Below are 21,913 nucleotides of genomic sequence, written 5' to 3'. Positions count from 1 at the left end.
CTGTTATCAAGGCCATTGAAGCTGCCGACCTGTGGGGGCTTATCCGATCCCGATTTGGTGGAGGTGCCCAATGATTTTCACCATCGCCTACGTCACCATTCTTCTGTGGTCTGGGTGGTGCGTGTTCAGTGATCAAGTTAAAGATGGGGTAGTCGGCAAACTAATGTATTCGGCACTTTCTATTTCGTGCATGGGGGCGCTGATTGGTGGAAGTGGATCAGATAGACAGGCCGATAGCATTATTTTGCTATGTATTGCGATGATAGGAATTCGGCACTTTGTCCTAAAACAGATTGATTTGTCTAAAAATTAGCCTTTTTAGGGCTGTTTTGGCGATGCTACGTGAAATCTGAATTCCTCACCCTCATCAATCCTCTCACTTTTTAACAGAGAAACCATGTTAACCACGAAAATGAAAGCGCTGCTGTTATGCGGTGGGGTGGCTGCTGCGTTCGGCGCAGGTTGGTATGTGCAAGGATTGCGGTGGGATAAGGATATTGCGCAGCGGGATAAGCAGTAGTCGGAAGATATCAGTACAAGCCAGCAAGCTATTATCGCCGGGCAGTCGCTTCAGTTCCATCGTTATAATGAAATCGCGCGCAACGCGAATCAACACGGCGCAATTATTAAAGCGAATTCTAATGAAAAGCAGATTGTTTACAGGACAATTATTAAACGTAGTCCTGCTAGTCGTGAGTGTGTGTCTGATGATGTCGTTACTGGGTTGCTCGACTACGCGCACCGTCTACGTGCCAGCGCAATGCGTGCCACTGCCAGCGGAGTTGACGCAGCCAGTGTTAGTACCGCAGCCTCCGGGTGCCGATTGACGTATGGGCAGGCCGTTTACTGGATTGACCCGTTACTGACGGCGATTGAGCAGGTTAATAGACAATTGGATGCTATACGAGAAAAATTTAAACCAAAACTCGCGATAGAGAGTTTTTTACAATAAGAGGAAAAAATGTTGAAAGATAAATACGTTCAATCAGAGCAAGACTCTAAAAAACTCGATACGAAGGAGGAAAAAAATGAATCGGTAAGTATTCCCACCGATAATGCCAAAAGGAAGAACGGATGTAATAGAAAGAAATGCCACTGCGCACGATAAATTTTTATTTAAATAAAAGGATAATGAGTATGGCTACTTATAAAATTAAAGATTTGACAGGTAATGTTGAGTTTGAATGTTCTGACGATACTTATATACTCGATGCTGCTGAAGAAGCAGGGCTTGATTTACCCTATTCTTGCCGTGCTGGGTCATGCTCATCATGTGTAGCTCTACTTATTAGTGGGAGTGTTGATCAGCGTGATGCTTCTTTTTTAGACGAAGAGCAACAGAAATATTTTGTATTGACTTGTGCGGCATACCCTAATAGCAATTGTGTTATTAAAACTGGGGTGGAGGAAATGCTATTGGGTTATGATTCATATCGTGATATGTCTGAGTATTTATTCGGATTACTTGGTGGCAACGATTCTCCAGAACTTTTAGACGGGTTGTTTACCCCAGTAGATGCTTTCCGACATTATTTGTTTGGTAATGGAACTAATAAATCTATTAATATAAATGACGTAGGACTTTCTATTGATGTTAGTCAAATCCCACCGATCATGAATATTATCAATCAAGGTTTTATTGGTCGATTTGATATTAGCAGTGATTTCAATCGTAATACTGTGCTAGACGGCATTATCCCTGCTTCCTATCTTGGCAATATTACGCTAAAAACAGAAGGGGTTCTTAGTATTTCACCCGATGGTGCATGGAGTTATAATGGTGGGATTCGTGCTTATAATGATCTTTATGATGCCAATCCCAGTACCCATCGTGACAGGTTAGGAGAGTGGTCAACAGGAGTACTTGATAAATTCAACGGTACTCCTTATGAAATTCAAATCCCTGGCACACTTGATATTTCTGGGCGTGGTCAGCGTTTATAAACTTGCTCAGTTCTTGACGCTATATTCAACAGAACCGCTTTTGCATTCATACATAGCAAACAACTGATGAGATTTTTTTGGGTAGGATACGGTTACTGGTAATAGATAAACATCTACTGTTCTAGATGTGTTTTCTTTATCAAAGATGATATCAGGTGGAGCAATGTCGGGAGAGGTTGGTCTTAGTTTTAGCCAACGTGGTATGCGATGCTCGATTAGATCATCTTGTACATTAGTTACTACTTGCTCATAAGTGATCTCGTCACATGAAGGTCCAATGAACTGAGAGTAATATTTATACACTGATAGCGAAACCACTGTTATCAGGACACTGAATATTGCTTTTTTTTTCCATCCCATAGTTTGCATTCCTTATTGAGTATACTTATGCATCATCTATTTAAGATAATAACAGTTATCACAATCTAATTGTAATGATGAAGTACAGTATGAAAAGCACCGGTCAGCATCCGTCGGTGCTTTCATCGTCCCAACAAAAGGCAAGTACATGACACAAGTCACCGATCAACACATTGAGAAAAAGATTCAGGCCAAAGGCTAACTGTACTATGTGTTAAGCCACAACCGGAGTGCGGTGAGTAAGGCATTCCAGAGTCACTTCCCAGAGGTGGCTCGATAATGCTTACTCAGTAGGACGCTATGGCAAAGTACGATTGGAAAAAGCTGCTGGCCGATTATGCAACGGCATACTCAGCAACGGGAATCTCCCCAGTAGAGTGGTGTGCTCAGAATGAAGTTCCGTATAGCTCTGCGAAGCGTCATATTACGATAAAGGCTGCGACGGATTTTATTGAGCAGAATTCGCAAATTCGCAGTTCGCAAAAAAGTGATTCGCAGATTCGCAAAGAGAAAGGCACGAATTGCAAAAGCGAGAAAAAGCGCGATGATTCTGGCGATAACGATAGCGAGGAATCAGCAAACGCAGACGACAGCGACATCAGCGATCAGCAGCCTGAAACGGAACCGCAACGGGATGCTAGTGGAAGGGAACAAGCTGGGCGGGAATTATGGTGTTCCAGCTAATGCGTTCCAGCCTGGCAATCAAATCCCGCGCAAGCATTCTGCCTATGCAAAATATCTGGACGCTGATGAGCTTTTTGAGGCGGTGCAAGAAACTGAGTTGCGTGATGAGCTGATTTTCACCCGCGCCCGTGCGCTGTCAGTGACGAAAACGCTGAACAAAATCATGGAGGATTTGCAGAATGCGGAATCAATCGAAGCGCGCATTGAGCTTTACGATAAGTTCATCAAGGCTGAGCAAGGGCTTGATCGCAACATTGCCCAGATTGAGTCAATTGAGAACAGACTGAGCAAGTTACGTAAGCATCCCGGTAAACCGGACCATTCATTTTTAGAGATCTTCCGGCATACTGATTATGTCCCTGGAGTAGATCGCCATGCACAAAGCCCGATTCACCGAACATCAGATTATCGCTGTTCTGAAGTCCGTCGAAGCCGGACGCACCGTTAAAGATGTCTGCCGCGAAGCCGGGATCTCTGAGGCTTCGTACTACAACTGGAAAGCGAAGTTTGGCGGTATGGAAGCCTCTGATATCAAAAAGATGAAAAGCCTCGAGGATGAAAACCGCCGGCTGAAACAGATGTTTGCGGATCTGAATCTCGAGTGCCGCGCACTGAAAGACGTTATTGAAAAAGGCTTTAAAACCAGCGATAAAGCGTGAGCTGGTCAGCTATCTGGCGTGTATGGTACGGATTACGGCGACGAATACCAGATCGTTTTACACCAGCGTTCCACAATGGCTCTATGGACGAGGGGGGATCGCTACTTTTACTGACTTTTTCAAAGTGATGACATACAAACAGAATACCGATTCTGTTTGTATGTTATCGCGAACTGAAGCCATTTTTGGCAACGGTGCCGCTTATGACTATCCTGATAGAGGAGTCTTTAACCAAGAGAGGAAGATATCATGAGTAAAGGCACATCAAGGGGATCATCGTCCAGTCACCCTCAACAGGGAGGAAACTGGCCTAGCACAACCGGAAATCCATCGGGCGGAAATAGAGGTAATGCTCCTTCATCTTCAGGCGGAAATTCAGGCAAGGCAGGAGGTGGTTCTGGCAAAGCAGGGAAGTAGAAGATATAAACAACGCTACGGCTAGTGAGATAAGCAACCTAGCCGTAGTGTCATTTTTTCTATGAACTATTTATTGCGGTAAGACTTCTTCAATTTTAGTAATGTGCGCATCGCCGCTCAGTGGCTTATAAATATGAATTTTGACAATTTTTAGCGGGGCTTCTGGGGTCGTTACCGTGCCTTTCGTCAGGAACGAGTAGTTCGTGCCGGATACCACCTGTGTTGCAACAAATAGCGGTGTGTAAGCCACACCCAGCAAATGTACGGTAGATTTAAAAAGTGATTTATCAGCATCATTCAAATCACGGAAAGCAGTCCATCCACCAGAAAGTTGATCTGACATTATTTCACCTCATTTAATTTAATGGATAATTCAATTGCTGTGTTGCCCTATTAATATTTTTCACAGGGCAGTAAAGTGATACTAGGTTATTTTATTTTCTTTGGCAAGGGAGAGTGCCATTCTCTTTGTATGAATAAGATGAAAGTATATCAAAAAATAAAATAAGAATATTTAGGTGTTTTGCTAGTGGCTAGAGTGTTTTAAAAATATTGGTGATAATGAAAATTATTTCATGTGAAATTATATTTTTGATTTTAATATGAGGCGATTATGTAATAAGTATAGATTAATCACGTTTGCGTTCTGAGCATTTCCCTTATCCCTCATCGTAATGTTGCTATCGAATACTGTTGTACATTTATGTACCCGCTCACTCGCTCGGTAACGCAAACCGAGCATCCGATGCTGCCCTGCAACCGTCTGATTAGTAAAGTGCTTTAAAATAAAAAAATAGGCATTAGACGTAATATATCTCTCGCGCTGTGACAGCTGTCATTGGCTGAGCGGAAATTTCCACCATGCTCACTAATCAATTTAATAAAGAGGGAAAAATGGAAAAAGAAAACAATGAACGTTTGAAAAATGAACATGCGTCAGAAGACGTTAATAAAAAAGAGGAGACCGTTGATAAAGAGCGTCACGCCGATGACTCAAATAAAAGACGGCCTGGATGTAATCGCGCGAAGTGTTTCTGTGCACGGTAAAAAATTTCAATTTTTATAAAAGGATAAAAGTGATGGGACATACTTATACAATTAGAGATTTAACCACAGGGGCTGTAATTCAGGCTCCTGATGATGTTTATATTTTAGATTCACTTGAAGAGGCTGGTGTTGATTCACCTTATTCATGTCGTGCTGGAGCATGCTCTTCATGTGCTGCGCTACTGATTAGCGGTCTCGTTGATCAATCGGATGGTACGTTTCTAAGCGATGAGCAGAAAGTTAGATTTATATTAACCTGTTCAGCATATCCTCAAAGTGACTGTATTATTCGAACAGGGGTAGAAGAGCTCCTGGAAGATGAAGAAAAAGCGCACAAAGTCTTCTTTGAAGACTGGCAGAGATGGAACTGATTGCGGATTTTTTAAGCTTGTATCTTTAAAATGGAAAAATATGTCCCCTTCATAAAGAAGGGGACATTATCAAAACAAAAACATTTGGGGGCAGACCATAATGCTTGTGCTTTATAGTTGCCCCACTTCCCATATAACCCACCATTTCCTTGATCTTTTCCCGATTACCCGCATTGAACCCTGTGTTGTCGTCCCGAGGTGTGATAGATATAGTCCTTGTCTGAAAAATCTATTCGATAGGTGTTGATGCCAAATGTGGTGTCAGAGCCGACTCTCCACCCGATCTGAGGCCAAAACATGAAATTATTGCCATGGCTGTGTACTGCCGCTGTGTTGTTACTGGCAGGATGCAGTAATCATAGTGAGAACGCTGCGGCTACCCAGCAAGATGCCACGCAAAATGATGATAAGAATGCCGTCGTGTTGCTGAAAAGCAGCTCTCCGGTTGACGTCAACTGTACGCTGATTGGCGGCACAATGGGGATCTCACGGCAGCTTGACGGTGCGAGCGTAGGGGCCTGCCAGTTAGCCAATGGTAAGCGCTGTAGCGAACAGTCGCTGATGAATGGAAGCTGTCCGGCGGGGTAAGTGTGCGGCAGTCAGCACTGCCGCAATATACCCGTCATACTTCAAGTTGCATGTGCGTTGGCTGCGTTCACTCACCCGAATCACTTACCTGAGTAAGCTCATCGGGATTCCTTCTCTTGCCGCCTTCCTGAAACTCGAATTATTTAGGGTATACAAGGTAAAGATGTAACCAGATTTGCACAAGGCATGTTCTGGCTGATGTCTTTGAGGTTCTGGAGCGTGGTTTGAGAAATGCTGATCAGCGCTTCTTCCGTCAGGAATGCCTGATGTCCGGTGAACAGTACGTTATGGCACGCGGACAAGCGGCGGAAAACATCATCCTGAATCACATCGTTGGATTTATCGGCAAAGAAGAGATCGCGTTCGTTTTCATAAACGTCCATACCCAGTGCACCAATTTTCTGTTGCTTCAGCGCGTCGATAGCCGCCTGTGAGTCGATCAGTCCACCACGGCTGGTATTGACGATCATGACACCGTTTTTCATTTGTGCAAAGGCTGCCTGATTCAGCAGGTGATGGTTCTCCGGCGTCAGCGGGCAGTGCAGGGAGATGACATCCGCGTTGGCATACAGCGTTTTCAGATCGACATACTCTGCCCCTAATTCCAATGCCTGCGGGTTTGGATAGGGATCGAAGGCCAGCAGGCGCATGCCAAAACCTTTCAGGATACGCATGGTGGCGATGCCGATTTTTCCGGTGCCGATAATGCCCGCCGTCCGGTTGTGCATATTGAATCCAATCAACCCTTCCAGAGAGAAGTTCGCATCGCGAGTACGCTGATAGGCGCGGTGAATACGGCGGTTAAGCGTCAGCATCAATCCGACGGCGTGCTCGGCGACGGCTTCAGGGGAATACGCGGGAACGCGCACCACACTGATGCCCAGTTCCTTCGCCGCGTCCAAATCGACGTTGTTAAAGCCTGCACAACGTAGCGCCAGCGTTTTAATGCCCATCTCTGCCAGCTCGGTTAACACCTCGCGACCACCGTCATCGTTCACAAAGATGCAGACAGCTTGACAGCCCGCGGCTGTTTTCGCGGTGCGCGATGTCAGCATGAAATCAAAAAACTCCAGCTCATAGCCAAACTGCTGATTGACCTGCTCCAGATATTTACGGTCATACTGCTTGGTGCTGTAAATTGCCAGTTTCATTGATAGTTTCTCCGAAAAATCCTTAGATTAAGCTATCAGAAAATAGGGCGGTGACAAACCGTTACCTGACTGACAGTAACGGTTTGAAATTGACGGGGCAATAATAGAGTAAGAGCGGGTTTAGCGAGGCGTACTGAAAACTGACACGGCTTCAGACATCGTGGAGATCTGCTGTTCCAGGCTGTTAATGGCAGAACTGGAATGCGTTGCCAAAATCGTATTCTGACGCGTCAATTCATCAATATTGTTCACGGCTGAGTTAATTTGCCCCAGCCCTTGCGATTGTTCCTGTGTCGCCAGACTTATTTGATTCACAAGCTGCGTAACCTGCTGCACCTGCGTCAATATATTGTTCATCGACTGGCTGGTGTGATTGACCAATTTATCGCTGGTGTGAATATTGGCGATCGTGGTATCGATAATTTCCGCGATGTCTTTGGCGGCGGCGGCGCTACGCTGCGCCAGAATACGCACTTCCCCTGCGACCACGGCGAAGCTCTTACCCTGTTCTCCCGCGTGAGCGGCCTCGACGGCGGCATTGAGCGCCAGAATGTTGGTCTGGAACGCCAGATTATCCAGCACGCTGATGATGTCGGTGATTTCTTTGCTGGAACGCGTCATGACTGCCATGGTGTCTGTGACCTGGCTGACGGCTTTCTCCCCGGCATCGACGGCCTGATTGGCATCGTTCGCACAGCGCGTCGCGAGTTGAGAAGCAGAGGCGTTGCTTTGAATCGTCGCTGTCAGTTCTTCCATTGATGACGCGGTGGATTGTAGACTTTGGGCGGTATCTTCACAGCGCTGGCTCAGTGTGTAATTCCCGGAGGCGATCTCGCCGCAAGCGTGGCGCAGTTCGACCAGCTTGCCGTTGACATCATCGACAAACGTGCGGAAGTTCATACCGGATTGATTGACAGCGCGTAGTAACATGCCGACTTCATCCACACGATTAAGCTGAAACGAGTTGTCTGCCTGCCCGGATGCGGAATTAATGGCCTGGCGTAGAATTTTTTCCAGCGGCTTTGCCAAATGCTGAACTAATAATTCGCTGGTTATGGCCGCGCTAGTGAGTAGCACCAAAGCAAAAATTAATAGCGGCGTAGTGAGTGGAAGGGTAGCAAGTAAGAAAAGCAGCGCAAATAGCATAAAAAGGAATACGTAGCTTCTTATCCGCCAGCGTACGGGAATGACGTTAAATAAGCTAAGAAATTTTAGTGGTCCTTTATAAATCAGCAGCCCTTGAAAGAGTCGGCGGTTTTTTAATTTATTCTCATTCATTTGACGGTAAAGTACTTCAGCTTGCCGAATCTCTTCCTGTGAAACCCGAGTTCGTACCGACATATATCCTGTTATTTTCCCTTCCTTCATCAGCGGTGTCGTACTGGCTTTTACCCAATAGTAATCGCCATTCTTGCGGCGGTTCTTGACGACGGCAGTCCAGATTTTACCTGCCTTTAGCGTCGCCCACATGTCGGCAAACGCCTGCGGAGGCATGTCTGGGTGGCGCACGATATTGTGAGGTTGGTGGAGGATTTCTTCAAAGTCGTAACCACTGGCATCAATAAAATCGTCATTTGCATAAGTGATATGACTATCGGTAGTGGTAACCGACATTAGCTTGGCTTTTTCATCTAATAAATACTGAATATCACTGACCGGAAAATTCTTACGCATTTATTAATCCTTTTAGTATAAGCAAGCATAAATATGATGTTTTTAGATCTATTAGCGAACAGAAAGGCGGTTGATGCTATTTAATTAACGGCAATATTTGCGAAATAATTAGCGGGTAGACTTATATATTGTCACTAATTTCGCCCGTTATTTTTTCTGCGAGAAAGTAGTTATCTAACCCGACTCGCGATAAACGCACGTGCCGATGACCAAAAGCATTCGTTTGTTAAGTATATTATGACTCTGCGAATTTGCACTGCGGCAACGAATGCTAGATAACGGTGAAATGGCGAGAAGAGGGGCGACGAGCGCTCTGACGTGAGCGCCCGTGAAGACGAGATTTAGCGGGAAAGGCTGAAGACAGACGCGGCCTGTACCATGCTTGATATCTGCTGTTGCAGATGATCGGTGGCCGAGTGTGACTGACTGGCCAGTGCAGTATTCTGATGTGTGAGTTCATCAATGCGGTTTACTGCTTCATTGATTTGTTCCAGCCCCTGAGATTGTTCCTGTGTTGCGAGGCTGATCTCATTCATCAAGTTGGTGACATGCTGAACCTGAAGCAGAATATTGCTCATGGATTTGTGTGTATGCGAAACCTGCTGTTCGCCAGTACGAATACTATTCAGCGTTTCGTCAATGATGGTCGAAATATCACTGGAAGAGGAAGCGCTGCGCTGTGCCAGCGAGCGAACTTCACTGGCGACTACCGCAAAACTTTTACCTTGTTCCCCGGCATGTGCGGCTTCGACGGCGGCGTTCACGGCCAGAATATTGGTCTGGAACGCGAGGTTATCCATCACGCTGACGATATCGGTAATACGTTCGCTGGAACGCGTGATCGTCTCCATGGTAGTAGAGACCTGGCTGACGGCCTGTTCTCCAGAATTTACCGCCTGATTGACATCCTGCGTATATATCGAAGCCTGAAGTGAGGCTTCCGCATTGCTTTTTATCGTCGCCGTCAGTTGTTCCACGGAGGCGGCAGTTTGTTGCAGACTTTCTTCTGTTTCCTCGCAGCACTGTGCCAACGTCTGGTTGCCTTGCGCGATTTCATTACAGGCGTTTTTCAACTCACTCAGATTGGTGTTCACATCGTCCACGAAGGTGCGGAAATTCATACCAGACTGATTTACGGCCCGCATTAGCATGCCAATTTCATCCACGCGATTAAGCTGCGTCAGGTTGTCTGCCTGACCAGCAGCGGAACGCATGGCTTGAGACAGGATTTTTTCGATGGGGCGAGCGATATGGTGCACCAGAAGCTCGCCACTGACAAAACAGCAGGCGATGAGCAGCGGAAAGAGTACGGAAGCCAATGCCGTTCCCGCCAGCAGGGAATAGGCGGCGATCAACGGGATCAGGCTAAAAAGCAGAAAGTAGCTGCGGATGCGCCAGCGTAGCGGCATGGTTTTAAACAGGCTTAGGATGCGTAATGGCCCGGTATAAATGAGCAGGCCGTGATGGAAGGTGCGGTATTTCAGTTTACCTTCGTTTGCATTGGCGTAGAGCGCTTCGGCCTGACGAATTTCTTCGGGCGACGCGGCGGTTCGCACCGACATATAACCGGTAATTTCCCCGCTTTTTCTCAACGGTGTAGTGCTGGATTTTACCCAGTAATGGTCGCCATTTTTACACCGATTTTTCACTATTCCTGTCCAGATATTGCCCGCACGCAGCGTTTTCCACATATCCGCGAAGGCGGCTGGTGGCATATCCGGGTGTCGGATAAGATTATGGGGCTGCCCCATTAGCTCATCGGTGCTATAGCCGCTGACGTCAATAAAATCTTTGTTTGCGTAGGTAATATGGCTTTCTGGCGTAGTGACCGACATCAATCTGGTTTTTTCAGAAAGAGTGAGCTGGCGGTCGGTGACAGGGGTGTTATTACGCATGAAGCAGTCCTTGATATGCTGTGTCCGAATACTGATTTAACTGAGGCGTATCCACGGAAATGAATGAGTGGATAGCAGTAATGGTTCAGGTTGCTCATTGCTTTTTTTAAGGCGGTTCGGACAGACGGAGATAATCCTGATGTTCACCCCGAAACGCTTTGTTCATGATGAGATAACGTGGTTCATTACAAAATATAACCTCAATTAAACATTTTACCACGAAAGGGTAATGAGCATGTACGCTCAATGGTGGTAAATGTGAGTTGGATAGGATTGTTTGTTAACAAAAAGAGCGATTTGTGAATGAATAAACGACAGAGACAGATAGGACGAATTTTTGCCGCTATTGAACAGGATGCTTAATTCGCGCTAATGATTAAAAAACATGCACTTCCAATCGCTTTCCTGCTTGTCGCGCTGCTGTTTCTTTCCTGGCGAACGCTGCCGCAGTGGCTGCCACGCATCGCCACAATCTGGCTGCCCGCGGAGATGTCTTTGGCCGTGAATGGGGTGCCTGGCTGGCAGGGCGGTGGGCCATATAGCGCGGGGTTCAGCATTATGGCTGGCGAGTGCCAGCTCGTTGACGTACGGAATATGACGCTGCGTTGGCATGGCTGGCGATGGCATGTTGCGATTGATGCCGTGACGTTAAACAGCGATTGTCTGCAGCATGTGCCAGCGAGTAGCCGTTCCGAATCCCCAGCGCAACTGGCGCAGTGGCAACAGCGATTGCCTGCTGCCGATATTCAGATAAAAGCGTTTACGCTGCTGCCCTGGCAGGATTATGCCGGGCAGGTGCGACTCAGTAGTGACGGTAAACGGCGACAAACGCTGGATTATCAGGGCGATCAACTGGTGGTTAGGGCTGAACTGAATGAGACACAGCTGACCCTGCATGAAGGTATGCTCGCCACGCCCGCGGGATTTGTACGTCTACAGGTCAGCGGTGACATGACGTTGGCCGATACGCTGGATGCCGCGCCGATACAGGGACGACTTACCGGAAAACTGGATTCAGGACAGACGCCGGATCCACTTTCGCTCCTGCTGGACTGGCATCATCAAGCTGGTGAATTAGTGCTGAATGCGGCGAATGATGACACGCCGCTGATATCGCTGCCGTGGCAACTGACGGATGAGGTAATTCAGGTCACTAACGGCGTCTGGCGTTGGCCTTATGCCGATCAGCCACTTTCAGGGCAGGTCGCCATGACGTTACAGCATTGGCGACAAGGGCTGGATGCCACCACGATTAATGCGCGTTTGAATATGTTGACGCAAGGACATAACGGCAAGGCGAACGCTGTACTGGTGCTGGGGCCGGGCAAGATTGGCCTGCTCAACAGCGAATTGCGCTTTCAGCTTACCGGGCAGGCTAATTTACCGGCGCTCTCCCTGACGGCGACGCTACCGGGGGTGTTGCAAGGTTCGATCCTCAATCCTGAACTCGCTCTTTTACCGGGGGCGCTGCTGCGTGCCTGGGGAACGCCTGCGCCGCAGGTTTATCTGGAAGAGGCGCGCTGGCCGCTGGCGGGCGTTCGTGTCAGTGCGACCGGCGTGAATGGACGACTACAGGCGATTGTGAAAGCGCGAGAAGCATACTGGGGACGTTTTAACCTGCACCTTGACGGTCAGGCGCAGGATTTCTGGCCGGATCAAGGGCAATGGCAATGGCGTTATTGGGGCAATGGCCACCTGCCGCCGCTGAAAGGTCAGTGGGACGTAGCCGGGCGTGGGCAGTGGCAGGACACCTTGCTCGAGGTCAGCCAACTGTCGAGCGGTCTGGATCAATTGGGTTATGGCATTGTGACGGTGCACCAGCCTCGGCTGACGATTACGGAGCCGATCCGCTGGCAGCGCGCCCGTTCTGGTGAGTACTTTCAAGGGGCGCTGCAACTGGCCTCAGAGCGGACACATTTCAGCAACGGTGGCTATCTGCCTCCTTCGTTGTTAACGCTGGCGATGCAGGGGCGCAGCCCGGATGATTTCCAGCTACAGGGGCAGCTTCAGGCTGAGGATATCGGCCCGGTCAGGCTGCGCGGGCGCTGGGATGGTGAGCGACTGCGAGGTGGTGCATGGTGGCCGACGCAGCCGCTTAAGGTGTTTCAGCCTCTGCTTTCCCCACAGTTGAAAATGAACATTCGCGCCGGACAGTTTTACGCACAGGCGGCCTTCTCCGCTGCACGTAAAGAAGGGTTCAGCGCGGGTGGGCATTGGGTTGTGAAAAATGGCGGGCTGTGGTTACAGGATGGTGAAGTCAGCGGCGTAAACTTTGTTCTGCCTTACCGCTTGAAAGATCAGCGCTGGCAACTGGGCGTCAGGCAGCCCGTCACGCTGCGAATTGACGTACTGGATAACCTGTTTCGCATGAGCAATATCCGCGTCGATCTTCAGGGTTTTTACCCGTACAGCGAACGACGACCGCTGATTATGTCTCAGGCGGATATGGACGTATTGGATGGGCATATTGGGCTATCGACGCTGCGTTGGCCACAGCGGGAACCCGCGTTATTTACCGTTAAGAGCGTGGATCTCAGCGAACTGCTGACGGTGTTGAAGCAAAAGCAGTTCGCGCTGTCCGGGCGCGTGAGCGGCACGCTTCCGTTGAATTTTAATCACCCCACCATGTTGATTGAAGGTGGACGCATTACCAATGATGGTTTCCTGACGCTGCGATTGGATAACCAACTGGCCGATGAATTAGCGAGTAAAAATCTGGCAGGCGGTGCGGCAATTGGCTGGTTGCGCTATCTGGAGATCGGGCGTTCCTATGCCACGCTTGACCTGAGTAATCAGGGTGAACTGACATTAGCCTCGCAGGTGCAGGGGAAAAATCCGCAGCTCAGTGCGAATCGACAGGTTATTCTTAACTATCGCCATCAGGAGAATATCTTCCAGCTATGGCGCAGCTTACGTTTTGGCGATAACTTGCGGGATACGCTGGAACAACAGGCAAATGAATAAATTCAAGGCAGAACAATGAACAAGAGCGAGACATTGCTGGTGGCATGGTGCACGGTCGTTTTCCTGACAGGATGTGTGCCGCGTATCGAAGTGGCTGCGCCCAAAGAGCCCATCACTATCAATATGAACGTGAAGATCGAGCATGAAATTCACATCAAAGCGGATAAAGAAGCGACGCAATTGCTCGAAAAATCGGATAATGCAGCCGGTGATGAGATAAAGAAAAGCGCGCCGGAGGGCGCGCAATAATTAAGCCAATTAAAGCAATATAATGGCAAGGTCGGTAACAATGATATGAATAACGATTCGTTATGCAGTGACCAGTTGAGACAGCTGGGTTTTCGCTGCTTCGGTCGCTTTCTGCGCCACATCCGGGCCGTAGCCATAACCTTCTGCGAACACGAACTCAAGGTCAGTCAGACCCAGGAAGCCCAGGAAGACGCGCAGGTACGGTTCCAGCAGGTCGGTTGCTGTGCCTTTATGGATACCGCCACGGCTGGTTAAGACGATAGCGCGTTTACCTTTCACCAGACCTTCTGGGCCTTGCTCGGTGTAGCGGAACGTGACGCCAGCACGGGCAACCAGGTCGAAGTAGTTCTTCAACTGGGTAGGAATGTTGAAGTTATACATTGGCGCGGCGATCACGATAATGTCATGCGCCTGCAGCTCGGCGATCAGATCGTCGGACAGTTTCAGCGCTTCTTGCTGACGTGGGGTCAGTGCAGCATCGGAAGGACGCAGTGCGCCGACTAATTCGCCATCAAGAACCGGAATCGGTTGAGCGGCCAGGTCGCGTACGGTGATGCTGTCGTTTGGATGTGCAGACTGCCACTCGGCGGTGAAGTGGTCGGCCAGTTGGTTTGACTGAGAATAACCTGCCAGAATGCTTGATTTCAGAACCAATACTTTGCTCATTGCCAATTCCTTTAGTGATTGAAGTGGGCGACAACATAACGCCCTTTGATGTGTCACATCTTATGCGGTGCTCTGGAAAGTGAAAAGTGCAAATATTCGAGGTCTTTATTCGATTTTCTTGAATAAGACGATGTTTGAATAAGACTGCGCGGGGTGATTAGAGCCGCTTATGACAATGTGTTACTATCCACGACTTAAAAATCCCCACGGTTTAAGCATTTCCACGGTTTAAACATGCCGTGTTTTGAAATCAGGTAGGCTCAATTGAGCCAGATTCGGCGACGCGTATTGTCCCGGCAGAGAAAAGAATTAGAGAAACGATTAAGGAAGAGCAACGTGAAATCACCTCTCAGTGCATTATCTACGCAGTTAAGTGAGCTAATGCTTCGCGATCGGCAGCGTCTGCACCGCCGCTTGCAGGGCGCCGCGAAGGTTAGCAGCCCGCAGGCTCAGGCTGCGATCGCGCAGGAAATTGAGGGGGAGATTGTCGCGGCGCGTCAGAAAGTCGAGAATCGACGGGCAAGCCGTCCGGCGATTCACTACCCTGAACAGCTTCCCGTTAGCCAGAAAAAAGACGAGATACTGGAAGCGCTGCGTAATAATCAGGTGATTATCGTCGCGGGCGAGACGGGGTCGGGGAAGACCACGCAGTTACCGAAAATCTGTCTCGAACTGGGGCGTGGCGTGCACGGCCTGATTGGCCATACGCAGCCGCGTCGTCTGGCGGCCAGAACCGTCGCTGACCGCATTGCTGCCGAGCTGGAAACGCCGCTGGGCGGCAGCGTCGGCTATAAAGTCCGCTTTAACGATCAGGTGAGTGACAATACGTTGGTCAAACTGATGACCGACGGTATCTTACTGGCTGAAATTCAGCAGGATCGCCTGTTGATGCAGTACGACACATTGATCATCGATGAAGCGCACGAACGCAGCCTGAATATCGATTTCATCATGGGCTATTTGCGCCAGCTGTTGCCAAAGCGCCCTGATTTAAAAGTGATTATTACGTCGGCTACTATCGACCCGCAGCGCTTCTCCCGCCACTTTAATAACGCCCCGATCATCGAAGTGTCCGGGCGGACGTATCCGGTGGATGTGCGCTATCGTCCTGTGGTGGAAGATGCCGACGACAGCGAACGCGATCAGCTACAGGCCATTTTTGATGCGGTAGACGAGCTGACGTGCGAAGGGCCGGGGGATATTCTGGTCTTCATGAGCGGTGAACGTGAAATCCGCGATACCGCAGAAGCGCTGACCCGTCTGGACTTGCCGCATACCGAAATTCTCCCTCTGTACGCGCGTCTGTCGAATCAGGAGCAGAACCGCGTCTTTCAGTCACATCATGGCCGCCGTATCGTGCTGGCGACCAACGTAGCGGAAACGTCATTGACCGTGCCGGGAATTCGTTATGTGATCGATCCGGGCACGGCGCGTATCAGCCGCTACAGCTTCCGTACCAAAGTCCAACGCCTGCCGATAGAGCCAATTTCACAGGCATCGGCGAATCAGCGTAAAGGGCGCTGTGGTCGTGTAGCCGCCGGGGTATGTATCCGCCTCTATTCCGAGCAGGATTTCCTGTCGCGGCCTGAATTTACCGATCCTGAAATTTTGCGTACCAATCTGGCTTCCGTCATTCTGCAAATGACGTCGCTGGGGCTCGGCGATATCGCTGCGTTCCCGTTTGTTGAAGCACCGGATAAACGCAATATTCAGGACGGCGTACGGCTGCTGGAAGAACTAGGTGCCATTACGTTGGCGGAAAATGGGCATTACCGCCTGACGCCGCAGGGGCAGCAGTTGGCGCAATTGCCGATCGATCCACGTTTGGCGCGAATGGTGCTGGAAGCGCGTAAAACCGGCTGTGTGCGTGAAGTGATGGTCATCACTGCCGCGCTGTCGATTCAGGATCCGCGCGAAAGGCCGTTGGATAAGAAGCAGGCATCGGATGAGAAACACCGCCGTTTTGCCGATAAAGACTCCGATTTTCTGGCTTTCGTCAATCTGTGGGACTACTTGCGTGAGCAGCAGAAAACGCTGTCTTCCAGTCAGTTCCGCCGTCAGTGCCGCACCGATTTCCTTAACTACCTGCGTGTGCGCGAATGGCAAGATATTTACACACAGCTGCGTCAGGTGGTGAAAGAACTGGGGTTGCCGGTCAACAGCGAACCGGCCGATTACCTGAGTATTCACTGCTCGCTGCTCACCGGGCTGCTGTCACATATCGGGCAGAAAGATATTGAGAAACAGGAGTTCAGCGGCGCGCGTAACGCCCGGTTTGCGATTTTCCCCGGATCGGGGCTATTCAAAAAGCCGCCTAAGTGGACGATGGTGGCTGAACTGGTGGAAACCAGCCGCCTGTGGGGACGTATTGCCGCGCGTATTGAACCCGAGTGGATCGAGCCGCTAGCCCAGCATCTGATTAAGCGGAGCTACAGCGAGCCCCATTGGGAAAAAGCGCAGGGCACGGTGATGGCGCAGGAGAAGGTGACGCTTTTCGGGCTGCCGATTGTGGCGGCGCGCAAGGTGAACTACAGCCAAATCGATCCAACGCTGGCGCGTGAGATGTTTATCCGCCATGCGCTGGTGGAAGGCGACTGGCAAACGCATCACGCCTTTTTCCGCGCTAACCTCAAACTGTTGGCGGAAGTAGAAGATTTAGAGCACAAATCGCGTCGCCGCGACATTCTGGTGGATGACGAGACGCTGTTTGCTTTCTACGATCAGCGCTTGCCGCACGATGTCATCTCGTCGCGCCACTTTGACAAGTGGTGGAAAGTCGCCAGCCGGGATAATGCCGACCTGCTTAATTTTGAAAAGAGCATGTTGATTAAAGACGGCGCGGAGAAGGTGAGCGCGCTGGATTATCCGAATTTCTGGCATCAGGGCAGTCTGAAATTACGGCTGTCCTATCAGTTTGAGCCGGGTGCGGATGCGGATGGCGTCACGGTGCATATTCCGCTGCCCATCCTCAATCAGGTGCGTGAAGAGGGCTTCGAGTGGCAGATCCCCGGCGTGCGGCGCGAACTGACGATCGCGCTGATTAAATCCTTGCCCAAACCATTACGCCGTAACTTTGTTCCCGCGCCGAACTACGCCGAAGCGTTTCTAGCGCGCACCACGCCACTAGAGAAAGGGCTATTGGATGCGCTGGAGCGTGAGCTACGGCTGATGACGGGTGTGACGGTGCCGCGCGAGGCATGGCAGTGGGATCAGGTGCCCGATCATCTGAAAATCACGTTCCGCGTCATCGATGAGAAGAATCGGACGCAGCGGGAAGGCAAAGACCTGAACGCCCTGAAGGATCAGCTCAAAGATAAAGTGCAGCAGACGCTATCATCCGTGGCGGATGATGGGCTGGAGCAGCGCGGTCTGCACGTCTGGAGCTTTGGTTCATTGCCGGACTGCTATGAGCAGAAACGCGGCGGTTACTCGGTTAAAGCCTATCCGGCGTTGGTGGATGAAAAGGATAGCGTGGCAATTCGTCTGTTCGATACGCCGCACCAGCAACAGCAGGTGATGCGGCAGGGACTACGTCGCCTGTTGCTGTTGAACATTCCATCACCGATCAAATATCTGCATGAAAAGCTGCCGAACAAGGCGAAGCTCGGTCTCTATTTCAACCCGTACGGCAAAGTGTTGGATCTCATCGATGACTGTATCGCCTGCGCGGTGGATAAACTGATTGAGACATCCGGCGGTCCGGTCTGGCAGGAAGAAGCCTTCCAGCAACTGCATGAAAAAGTGCGTGCGGAGCTGAACGATACGGTGGTGGATATCGCCAAACAGGTTGAGCAAATCCTGACAGCCGTTTTCACCATTAATAAACGTCTGAAAGGGCGTGTAGACATGGCGATGGCGCTGGCGTTAAGCGATATCAAGAGTCAGATGAACGGTCTGGTGTTCCGTGGCTTTGTGACCGAAAACGGCTGGCAGCGCCTGCCGGACGTGCTGCGCTATCTGCAAGCGATAGAACGACGTCTGGAGAAACTGGCACAGGATGTCCACCGCGATCGGGCACAGATGTTGAAGGTGGAGCAGGTTCAACAGGCGTGGCAGCAGTGGTGGAACAAGCTGCCAGCGGAGCGACGTGACGATGAGGACGTGAAAGCGGTGCGCTGGATGCTTGAAGAACTGCGCGTCAGCTACTTTGCCCAGCAGCTCGGGACGCCGTTCCCGATCTCGGATAAGCGCGTATTGCAGGCGATGGAGCAGGTCGAAGGCTAATCTCTTGTTATTCGATCAGGTCGCGACGGTTGTTTTTTAGCTCCAGATAAGCCGACCTGATTGCCTCTTCACCATAGGTCTGTTCCAGACGTTTTATGATGAAATGGCCTTTCGCCATGTTTTGGTAGTGGTGGATAAACAGCGTATTGATGGCGGCGCCGCTGGCAGCGCCAATCACCGGGACAATCTGTGCGGCCATTTTCTCTGTCATGGTCACACCGAGTCTGGTGGCGACGGCATCAATCAGCTTTGCCAGCGTTTTTCCTGCCTGTGAGGTGCTCATTCTTGCAGAGGCTTTCCCTGCGCTTTTTTTGCCAGCAATGCCGATTAATTCGCGGCTGGCATGTTTGGTGATATCAGCCAGAACGGTGCGTGAGGTGTAATAGGCCGAATCGGCAGCATCATCGCTTTCTTGTGTTCCACCGAGCGCGAAAACTTCCACACAAGCGGCTTTAACGGAAAGATCGCTGAGGGAGAAACCTTCGCTGCGGGCGATGTCCGCCACGGAACGCATCATGATCGTCGTGCTGATAGGCAGTTCGACCAGCAGACCGGCTGCACCAAAAAAGCCGCTGACCGCACCGGAAGCGGCGACGGCCAGTTTATGTGTCTTTGGCGACGCCACGCGAGCGGGCGCATCGTCCAGCGTATAGAGCGCAGCGTCTACCGCTTTGTACAACGCCGTGTGAACCACATCCTGTATTTTGTTTTTCACCAGGGCGGGTAATTTCGATAGGCTCCATTCAATCGGTTTTCCAACCAGACTCGCCGCCTGTATGGCAAAAGAGGGGGCTTCGAGTAGCGCCATGGCGTTTCTGATAGCGAGCTCATCCTGCGAAGTAAGAAGAGTCATGCGCGTTCTCCATACCGTTTGTTGAATAGCCCGCTGACGGGGATGTTATGTCGAGGTTTGTGACGAGCGCGTTGTTAACCAGGTGGTGAATGCCTCGGGGGGAATGGGCCGGGAAAAATAGTAGCCCTGTACTTCATCACACCCAAAACAGGCCAGGTAGTCGAGCGTTTCTTTATTTTCTACGCCTTCCGCCAACACAATATAGTTCAGTTTGTGCAGCATACTGATAATCGATTCCACAATGACGCGGCTTTTATGGTCTGTTTTTATATCTTTAATCAGCGATTTATCCAGCTTTATCACCGTAGAGGGGATATTACGCAGATAGCTTAGGTTGCTATATCCCGTGCCAAAATCATCAAGCGCGATGGTAAATCCGAGTTGTTGCAGCGTTTGAATGGTGGCGAGCGTTTCGGTGCTTTCGATGATTTTCTGCGTTTCGACGCACTCGATATCAATATCCTGAGGGGTAAGACCGTGGCTCTCCAGAATGGTGATGAGGCGTGGGATAAAATCATTCTCGGAGAAATTTCTGGCAGAAACGTTAATTGACACCGGGAAGTGTAGCCCCTGCTGACGCCACTGCTTCACCTGGCATGCCGCTTCTCGGGTAACCCAGTCCGTCAATGGTCGCATCAGCGTGGTGCCTTCCGCGAGCGGAATAAACTGGTCAGGGTAAATCTCACCCAAATCAGGGTGACGCCAGCGAATCAGCGCTTCGGCGCCAATAACGGTGTTGGTCTTGATACTTAATTTCGGCTGGTAAACCAGATAGAGACCCGGTTTGTTGTTCTGTAACACGTCGGCCAATTCATTGAGCAAGGTAAACGCGATTTGCTGTGCCTTATCGGCCTCTTGGTTGTAGGCGAACTGACGAGTATTGGTCGTGATAGCGGCACGCAGCGCGCTCATAGATTCACGCAGGATTCGCTGAGGATCATTGGCCGGGATCTGGAATTCGGTATATCCAACGAAAAATTCCAGCTTGAGCGGAATATGGCTGGTGATGCTTTCATGAATCCGCTCGGCACAGGCATCGAGCTCCGCCAGAACCTGATCTTTATTTTCCGACTTCACCAGCAGGGCGAAACGTCCTACCGCGGCGCAGTAAATATTTTCTGGCGAGCTCAAACTGAGGCGCAGGAAGATACCGATATCTTTCAGCAGACCTTCTACCGTCGGCATACCCAGCGCGCATCCCATTTCATAGGCGTAAGAAATGTCGATGGTATCAATCAGAATAAGCAGGTAGCGCTCGTGGATGTCGGTAATGCGGCTGATGTCGTCAATGAGGCGCTGGCGGTTGGGCAATAGGGTCACGGCATCAATCAGTCCAATCGCGTTGCGGTATTCCATTAATACTATCGCGATGGCGGCTAAATCATGCAGTAACCGCAGCTGGATTTTACTGAACGTGCGCGGAACATAATCGATAATGCTGAATGTTCCGATGGCGTAACCTTCTTTGGTTTTAAGCGGAACACCCGCATAGGAGCGAATAAACGGCGTCCCTTTTACGTAAGGACTTTCCTTAAAACGCTCGTCATGAATAGCATCAGGGCAGATAAAGGCCTGACCCGTTTGTACGGTAAAATGGTCGAATGAACCGATTTTATCCATATCATCCAATGGGAAATGGGTTTTTGCTTTAACGTGCAGAGATTTGGTGCCGGTTAGCGTCACTAGGGCCGTCGGGGCTTCGAGCAGTTGGCAGGCTAATTTTGTGAGCTTGTGAAGAATATCGTCTTGAGATATATCGGTTTTTTGTAATTCGTCGAGAGTCTGCATGCGTATTTTTTCGTCATGGCTCAAATGTTTTAACATGTAGACTCTTCCTTTCCGCAATAATAATCGCGACGACATCAATTTAATTTAACGGCGACACAATAACATAGAGGTTAAAAATTGAGGTAACTTATTATACCACCTTTATCTTTCCGTTAAGGTTCAGGCGATTTTTTGTCTTAAGTCATGTTTTCATGTTTCAACGCCCGCTGTAAATTCATGATATTTTCCCATGGCTTATGAGTCCAGATAAACCGTTTAGCTGAGAAAACGCTCTGCGAATAAATGAGAATCTAATTATAAAAAATGGCATTTTCAATAAGGTAAAAATAGCATCCTGATAATTGTTGTTCCGTTGTTACAGTAACAATATGGATGAATA

The 21,913-nt window shown here is 49.7% G+C and carries 20 protein-coding genes and 1 pseudogene; 13 read left to right on the top strand and 8 right to left on the bottom strand.

The window, feature by feature from the left end; translation table 11 throughout:
* The first annotated feature begins 70 nt into the window (after positions 1–70).
* From I2D83_RS12355 to I2D83_RS22495, 4 genes are all read left to right on the top strand, one after another.
* Positions 71–313: a hypothetical protein gene (locus tag I2D83_RS12355; RefSeq protein ID WP_015840527.1), complete on the top strand. Its 243-nt coding sequence runs from the start codon at positions 71–73 to the stop codon at positions 311–313.
* 84 nt (positions 314–397) lie between these two features.
* Complete coding sequence (locus I2D83_RS22500) at positions 398–520, top strand: hypothetical protein (protein WP_264041744.1); 123 nt, start codon at positions 398–400, stop codon at positions 518–520.
* Positions 521–700: 180 nt separating this feature from the next.
* Positions 701–952 carry a hypothetical protein gene (locus I2D83_RS12350; RefSeq protein ID WP_205946614.1) on the top strand — a complete coding sequence of 84 codons (252 nt, stop codon included), beginning with the start codon at positions 701–703 and terminating at the stop codon, positions 950–952.
* 185 nt (positions 953–1,137) lie between these two features.
* Entirely contained in the window at positions 1,138–1,944 is an 807-nt protein-coding gene (locus I2D83_RS22495; RefSeq protein WP_015840525.1) for a lipid II-degrading bacteriocin, read from the top strand.
* A gap of 6 nt (positions 1,945–1,950) precedes the next feature.
* Here I2D83_RS22495 and I2D83_RS12340 read toward each other — a convergent pair whose 3' ends face one another.
* A complete protein-coding gene (locus I2D83_RS12340) occupies positions 1,951–2,304 on the bottom strand; it encodes a YebF family protein (RefSeq protein WP_015840524.1) in 354 nt (117 codons plus the stop codon).
* Between the two features lie 300 nt (positions 2,305–2,604).
* Here I2D83_RS12340 and I2D83_RS12335 point away from each other — a divergent pair, with 300 nt between their 5' ends.
* From I2D83_RS12335 to I2D83_RS12325, 3 genes and pseudogenes are all read left to right on the top strand, one after another.
* A complete protein-coding gene (locus I2D83_RS12335) occupies positions 2,605–2,988 on the top strand; it encodes a hypothetical protein (RefSeq protein WP_155116475.1) in 384 nt (127 codons plus the stop codon).
* Complete coding sequence (locus I2D83_RS12330; protein ID WP_155116474.1) at positions 2,945–3,436, top strand: hypothetical protein; 492 nt, start codon at positions 2,945–2,947, stop codon at positions 3,434–3,436. Before I2D83_RS12335 ends, I2D83_RS12330 begins: the two co-directional genes overlap by 44 nt.
* Positions 3,363–3,663: pseudogene (locus I2D83_RS12325) on the top strand (transposase); the annotation flags it as partial. The gene I2D83_RS12330 and the pseudogene I2D83_RS12325, both read left to right, overlap by 74 nt.
* Positions 3,664–4,134: 471 nt before the next feature.
* On the opposite strand, the gene I2D83_RS12320 reads toward I2D83_RS12325, so the two are convergent.
* A complete protein-coding gene (locus tag I2D83_RS12320) occupies positions 4,135–4,407 on the bottom strand; it encodes a hypothetical protein (RefSeq protein ID WP_014915626.1) in 273 nt (90 codons plus the stop codon).
* A gap of 518 nt (positions 4,408–4,925) precedes the next feature.
* Here I2D83_RS12320 and I2D83_RS12315 point away from each other — a divergent pair.
* The 3 genes from I2D83_RS12315 (at position 4,926) to I2D83_RS12305 (ending at position 6,070) form a co-directional block, all read left to right on the top strand.
* On the top strand, positions 4,926–5,111 hold the full coding sequence (locus tag I2D83_RS12315; protein ID WP_205946613.1) for a hypothetical protein: 186 nt from the start codon (positions 4,926–4,928) through the stop codon (positions 5,109–5,111).
* A 32-nt stretch (positions 5,112–5,143) separates the two neighbouring features.
* Positions 5,144–5,482 carry a 2Fe-2S iron-sulfur cluster-binding protein gene (locus I2D83_RS12310; protein WP_180778023.1) on the top strand — a complete coding sequence of 113 codons (339 nt, stop codon included), beginning with the start codon at positions 5,144–5,146 and terminating at the stop codon, positions 5,480–5,482.
* Positions 5,483–5,779: 297 nt separating this feature from the next.
* The gene (locus I2D83_RS12305; RefSeq protein ID WP_181828698.1) at positions 5,780–6,070 is read left to right on the top strand and encodes a putative hemolysin; all 291 of its coding nucleotides are present in this window, start codon (positions 5,780–5,782) and stop codon (positions 6,068–6,070) included.
* 143 nt (positions 6,071–6,213) lie between these two features.
* Here I2D83_RS12305 and I2D83_RS12300 read toward each other — a convergent pair whose 3' ends face one another.
* From I2D83_RS12300 to I2D83_RS12290, 3 genes are all read right to left on the bottom strand, one after another.
* On the bottom strand, positions 6,214–7,221 hold the full coding sequence (locus I2D83_RS12300) for a 2-hydroxyacid dehydrogenase (RefSeq protein WP_015840518.1): 1,008 nt from the start codon (positions 7,219–7,221) through the stop codon (positions 6,214–6,216).
* Positions 7,222–7,341: 120 nt separating this feature from the next.
* Entirely contained in the window at positions 7,342–8,895 is a 1,554-nt protein-coding gene (locus I2D83_RS12295; RefSeq protein ID WP_180778026.1) for a methyl-accepting chemotaxis protein, read from the bottom strand.
* Between the two features lie 341 nt (positions 8,896–9,236).
* Positions 9,237–10,790, bottom strand: a complete 1,554-nt coding sequence (locus I2D83_RS12290; RefSeq protein ID WP_205946612.1) for a methyl-accepting chemotaxis protein — start codon at positions 10,788–10,790, stop codon at positions 9,237–9,239.
* Between the two features lie 372 nt (positions 10,791–11,162).
* Between I2D83_RS12290 and I2D83_RS12285 the strand changes: the two genes are divergently transcribed.
* Both I2D83_RS12285 and I2D83_RS12280 read left to right on the top strand, forming a co-directional pair.
* Positions 11,163–13,754 carry a YdbH family protein gene (locus I2D83_RS12285; RefSeq protein WP_205946611.1) on the top strand — a complete coding sequence of 864 codons (2,592 nt, stop codon included), beginning with the start codon at positions 11,163–11,165 and terminating at the stop codon, positions 13,752–13,754.
* 15 nt (positions 13,755–13,769) lie between these two features.
* Positions 13,770–14,003 carry a YnbE family lipoprotein gene (locus I2D83_RS12280; RefSeq protein WP_015840514.1) on the top strand — a complete coding sequence of 78 codons (234 nt, stop codon included), beginning with the start codon at positions 13,770–13,772 and terminating at the stop codon, positions 14,001–14,003.
* 60 nt (positions 14,004–14,063) lie between these two features.
* Here I2D83_RS12280 and I2D83_RS12275 read toward each other — a convergent pair whose 3' ends face one another.
* Positions 14,064–14,669 carry an FMN-dependent NADH-azoreductase gene (locus I2D83_RS12275; protein ID WP_015840513.1) on the bottom strand — a complete coding sequence of 202 codons (606 nt, stop codon included), beginning with the start codon at positions 14,667–14,669 and terminating at the stop codon, positions 14,064–14,066.
* 336 nt (positions 14,670–15,005) lie between these two features.
* On the opposite strand from I2D83_RS12275, the gene hrpA reads away from it, so the two are divergent.
* Positions 15,006–18,893, top strand: coding sequence for an ATP-dependent RNA helicase HrpA (hrpA, locus tag I2D83_RS12270; RefSeq protein WP_205946610.1), 3,888 nt, complete (start codon positions 15,006–15,008; stop codon positions 18,891–18,893).
* Between the two features lie 7 nt (positions 18,894–18,900).
* On the opposite strand, the gene I2D83_RS12265 is transcribed toward hrpA, so the two are convergent.
* Positions 18,901–19,746 carry an EcsC family protein gene (locus tag I2D83_RS12265; protein ID WP_205946609.1) on the bottom strand — a complete coding sequence of 282 codons (846 nt, stop codon included), beginning with the start codon at positions 19,744–19,746 and terminating at the stop codon, positions 18,901–18,903.
* A 45-nt stretch (positions 19,747–19,791) separates the two neighbouring features.
* Positions 19,792–21,570, bottom strand: a complete 1,779-nt coding sequence (locus I2D83_RS12260) for a sensor domain-containing phosphodiesterase (RefSeq protein WP_205946608.1) — start codon at positions 21,568–21,570, stop codon at positions 19,792–19,794.
* Between the last annotated feature and the right edge of the window lie 343 nt (positions 21,571–21,913).

The sequence above is a fragment of the Pectobacterium aroidearum genome (assembly GCF_015689195.1).
GTDB lineage: Bacteria > Pseudomonadota > Gammaproteobacteria > Enterobacterales > Enterobacteriaceae > Pectobacterium > Pectobacterium aroidearum.
The sequence above is the reverse complement of the archived record's forward strand: the minus strand, read 5'-3'. Positions and strand labels throughout refer to the sequence as shown.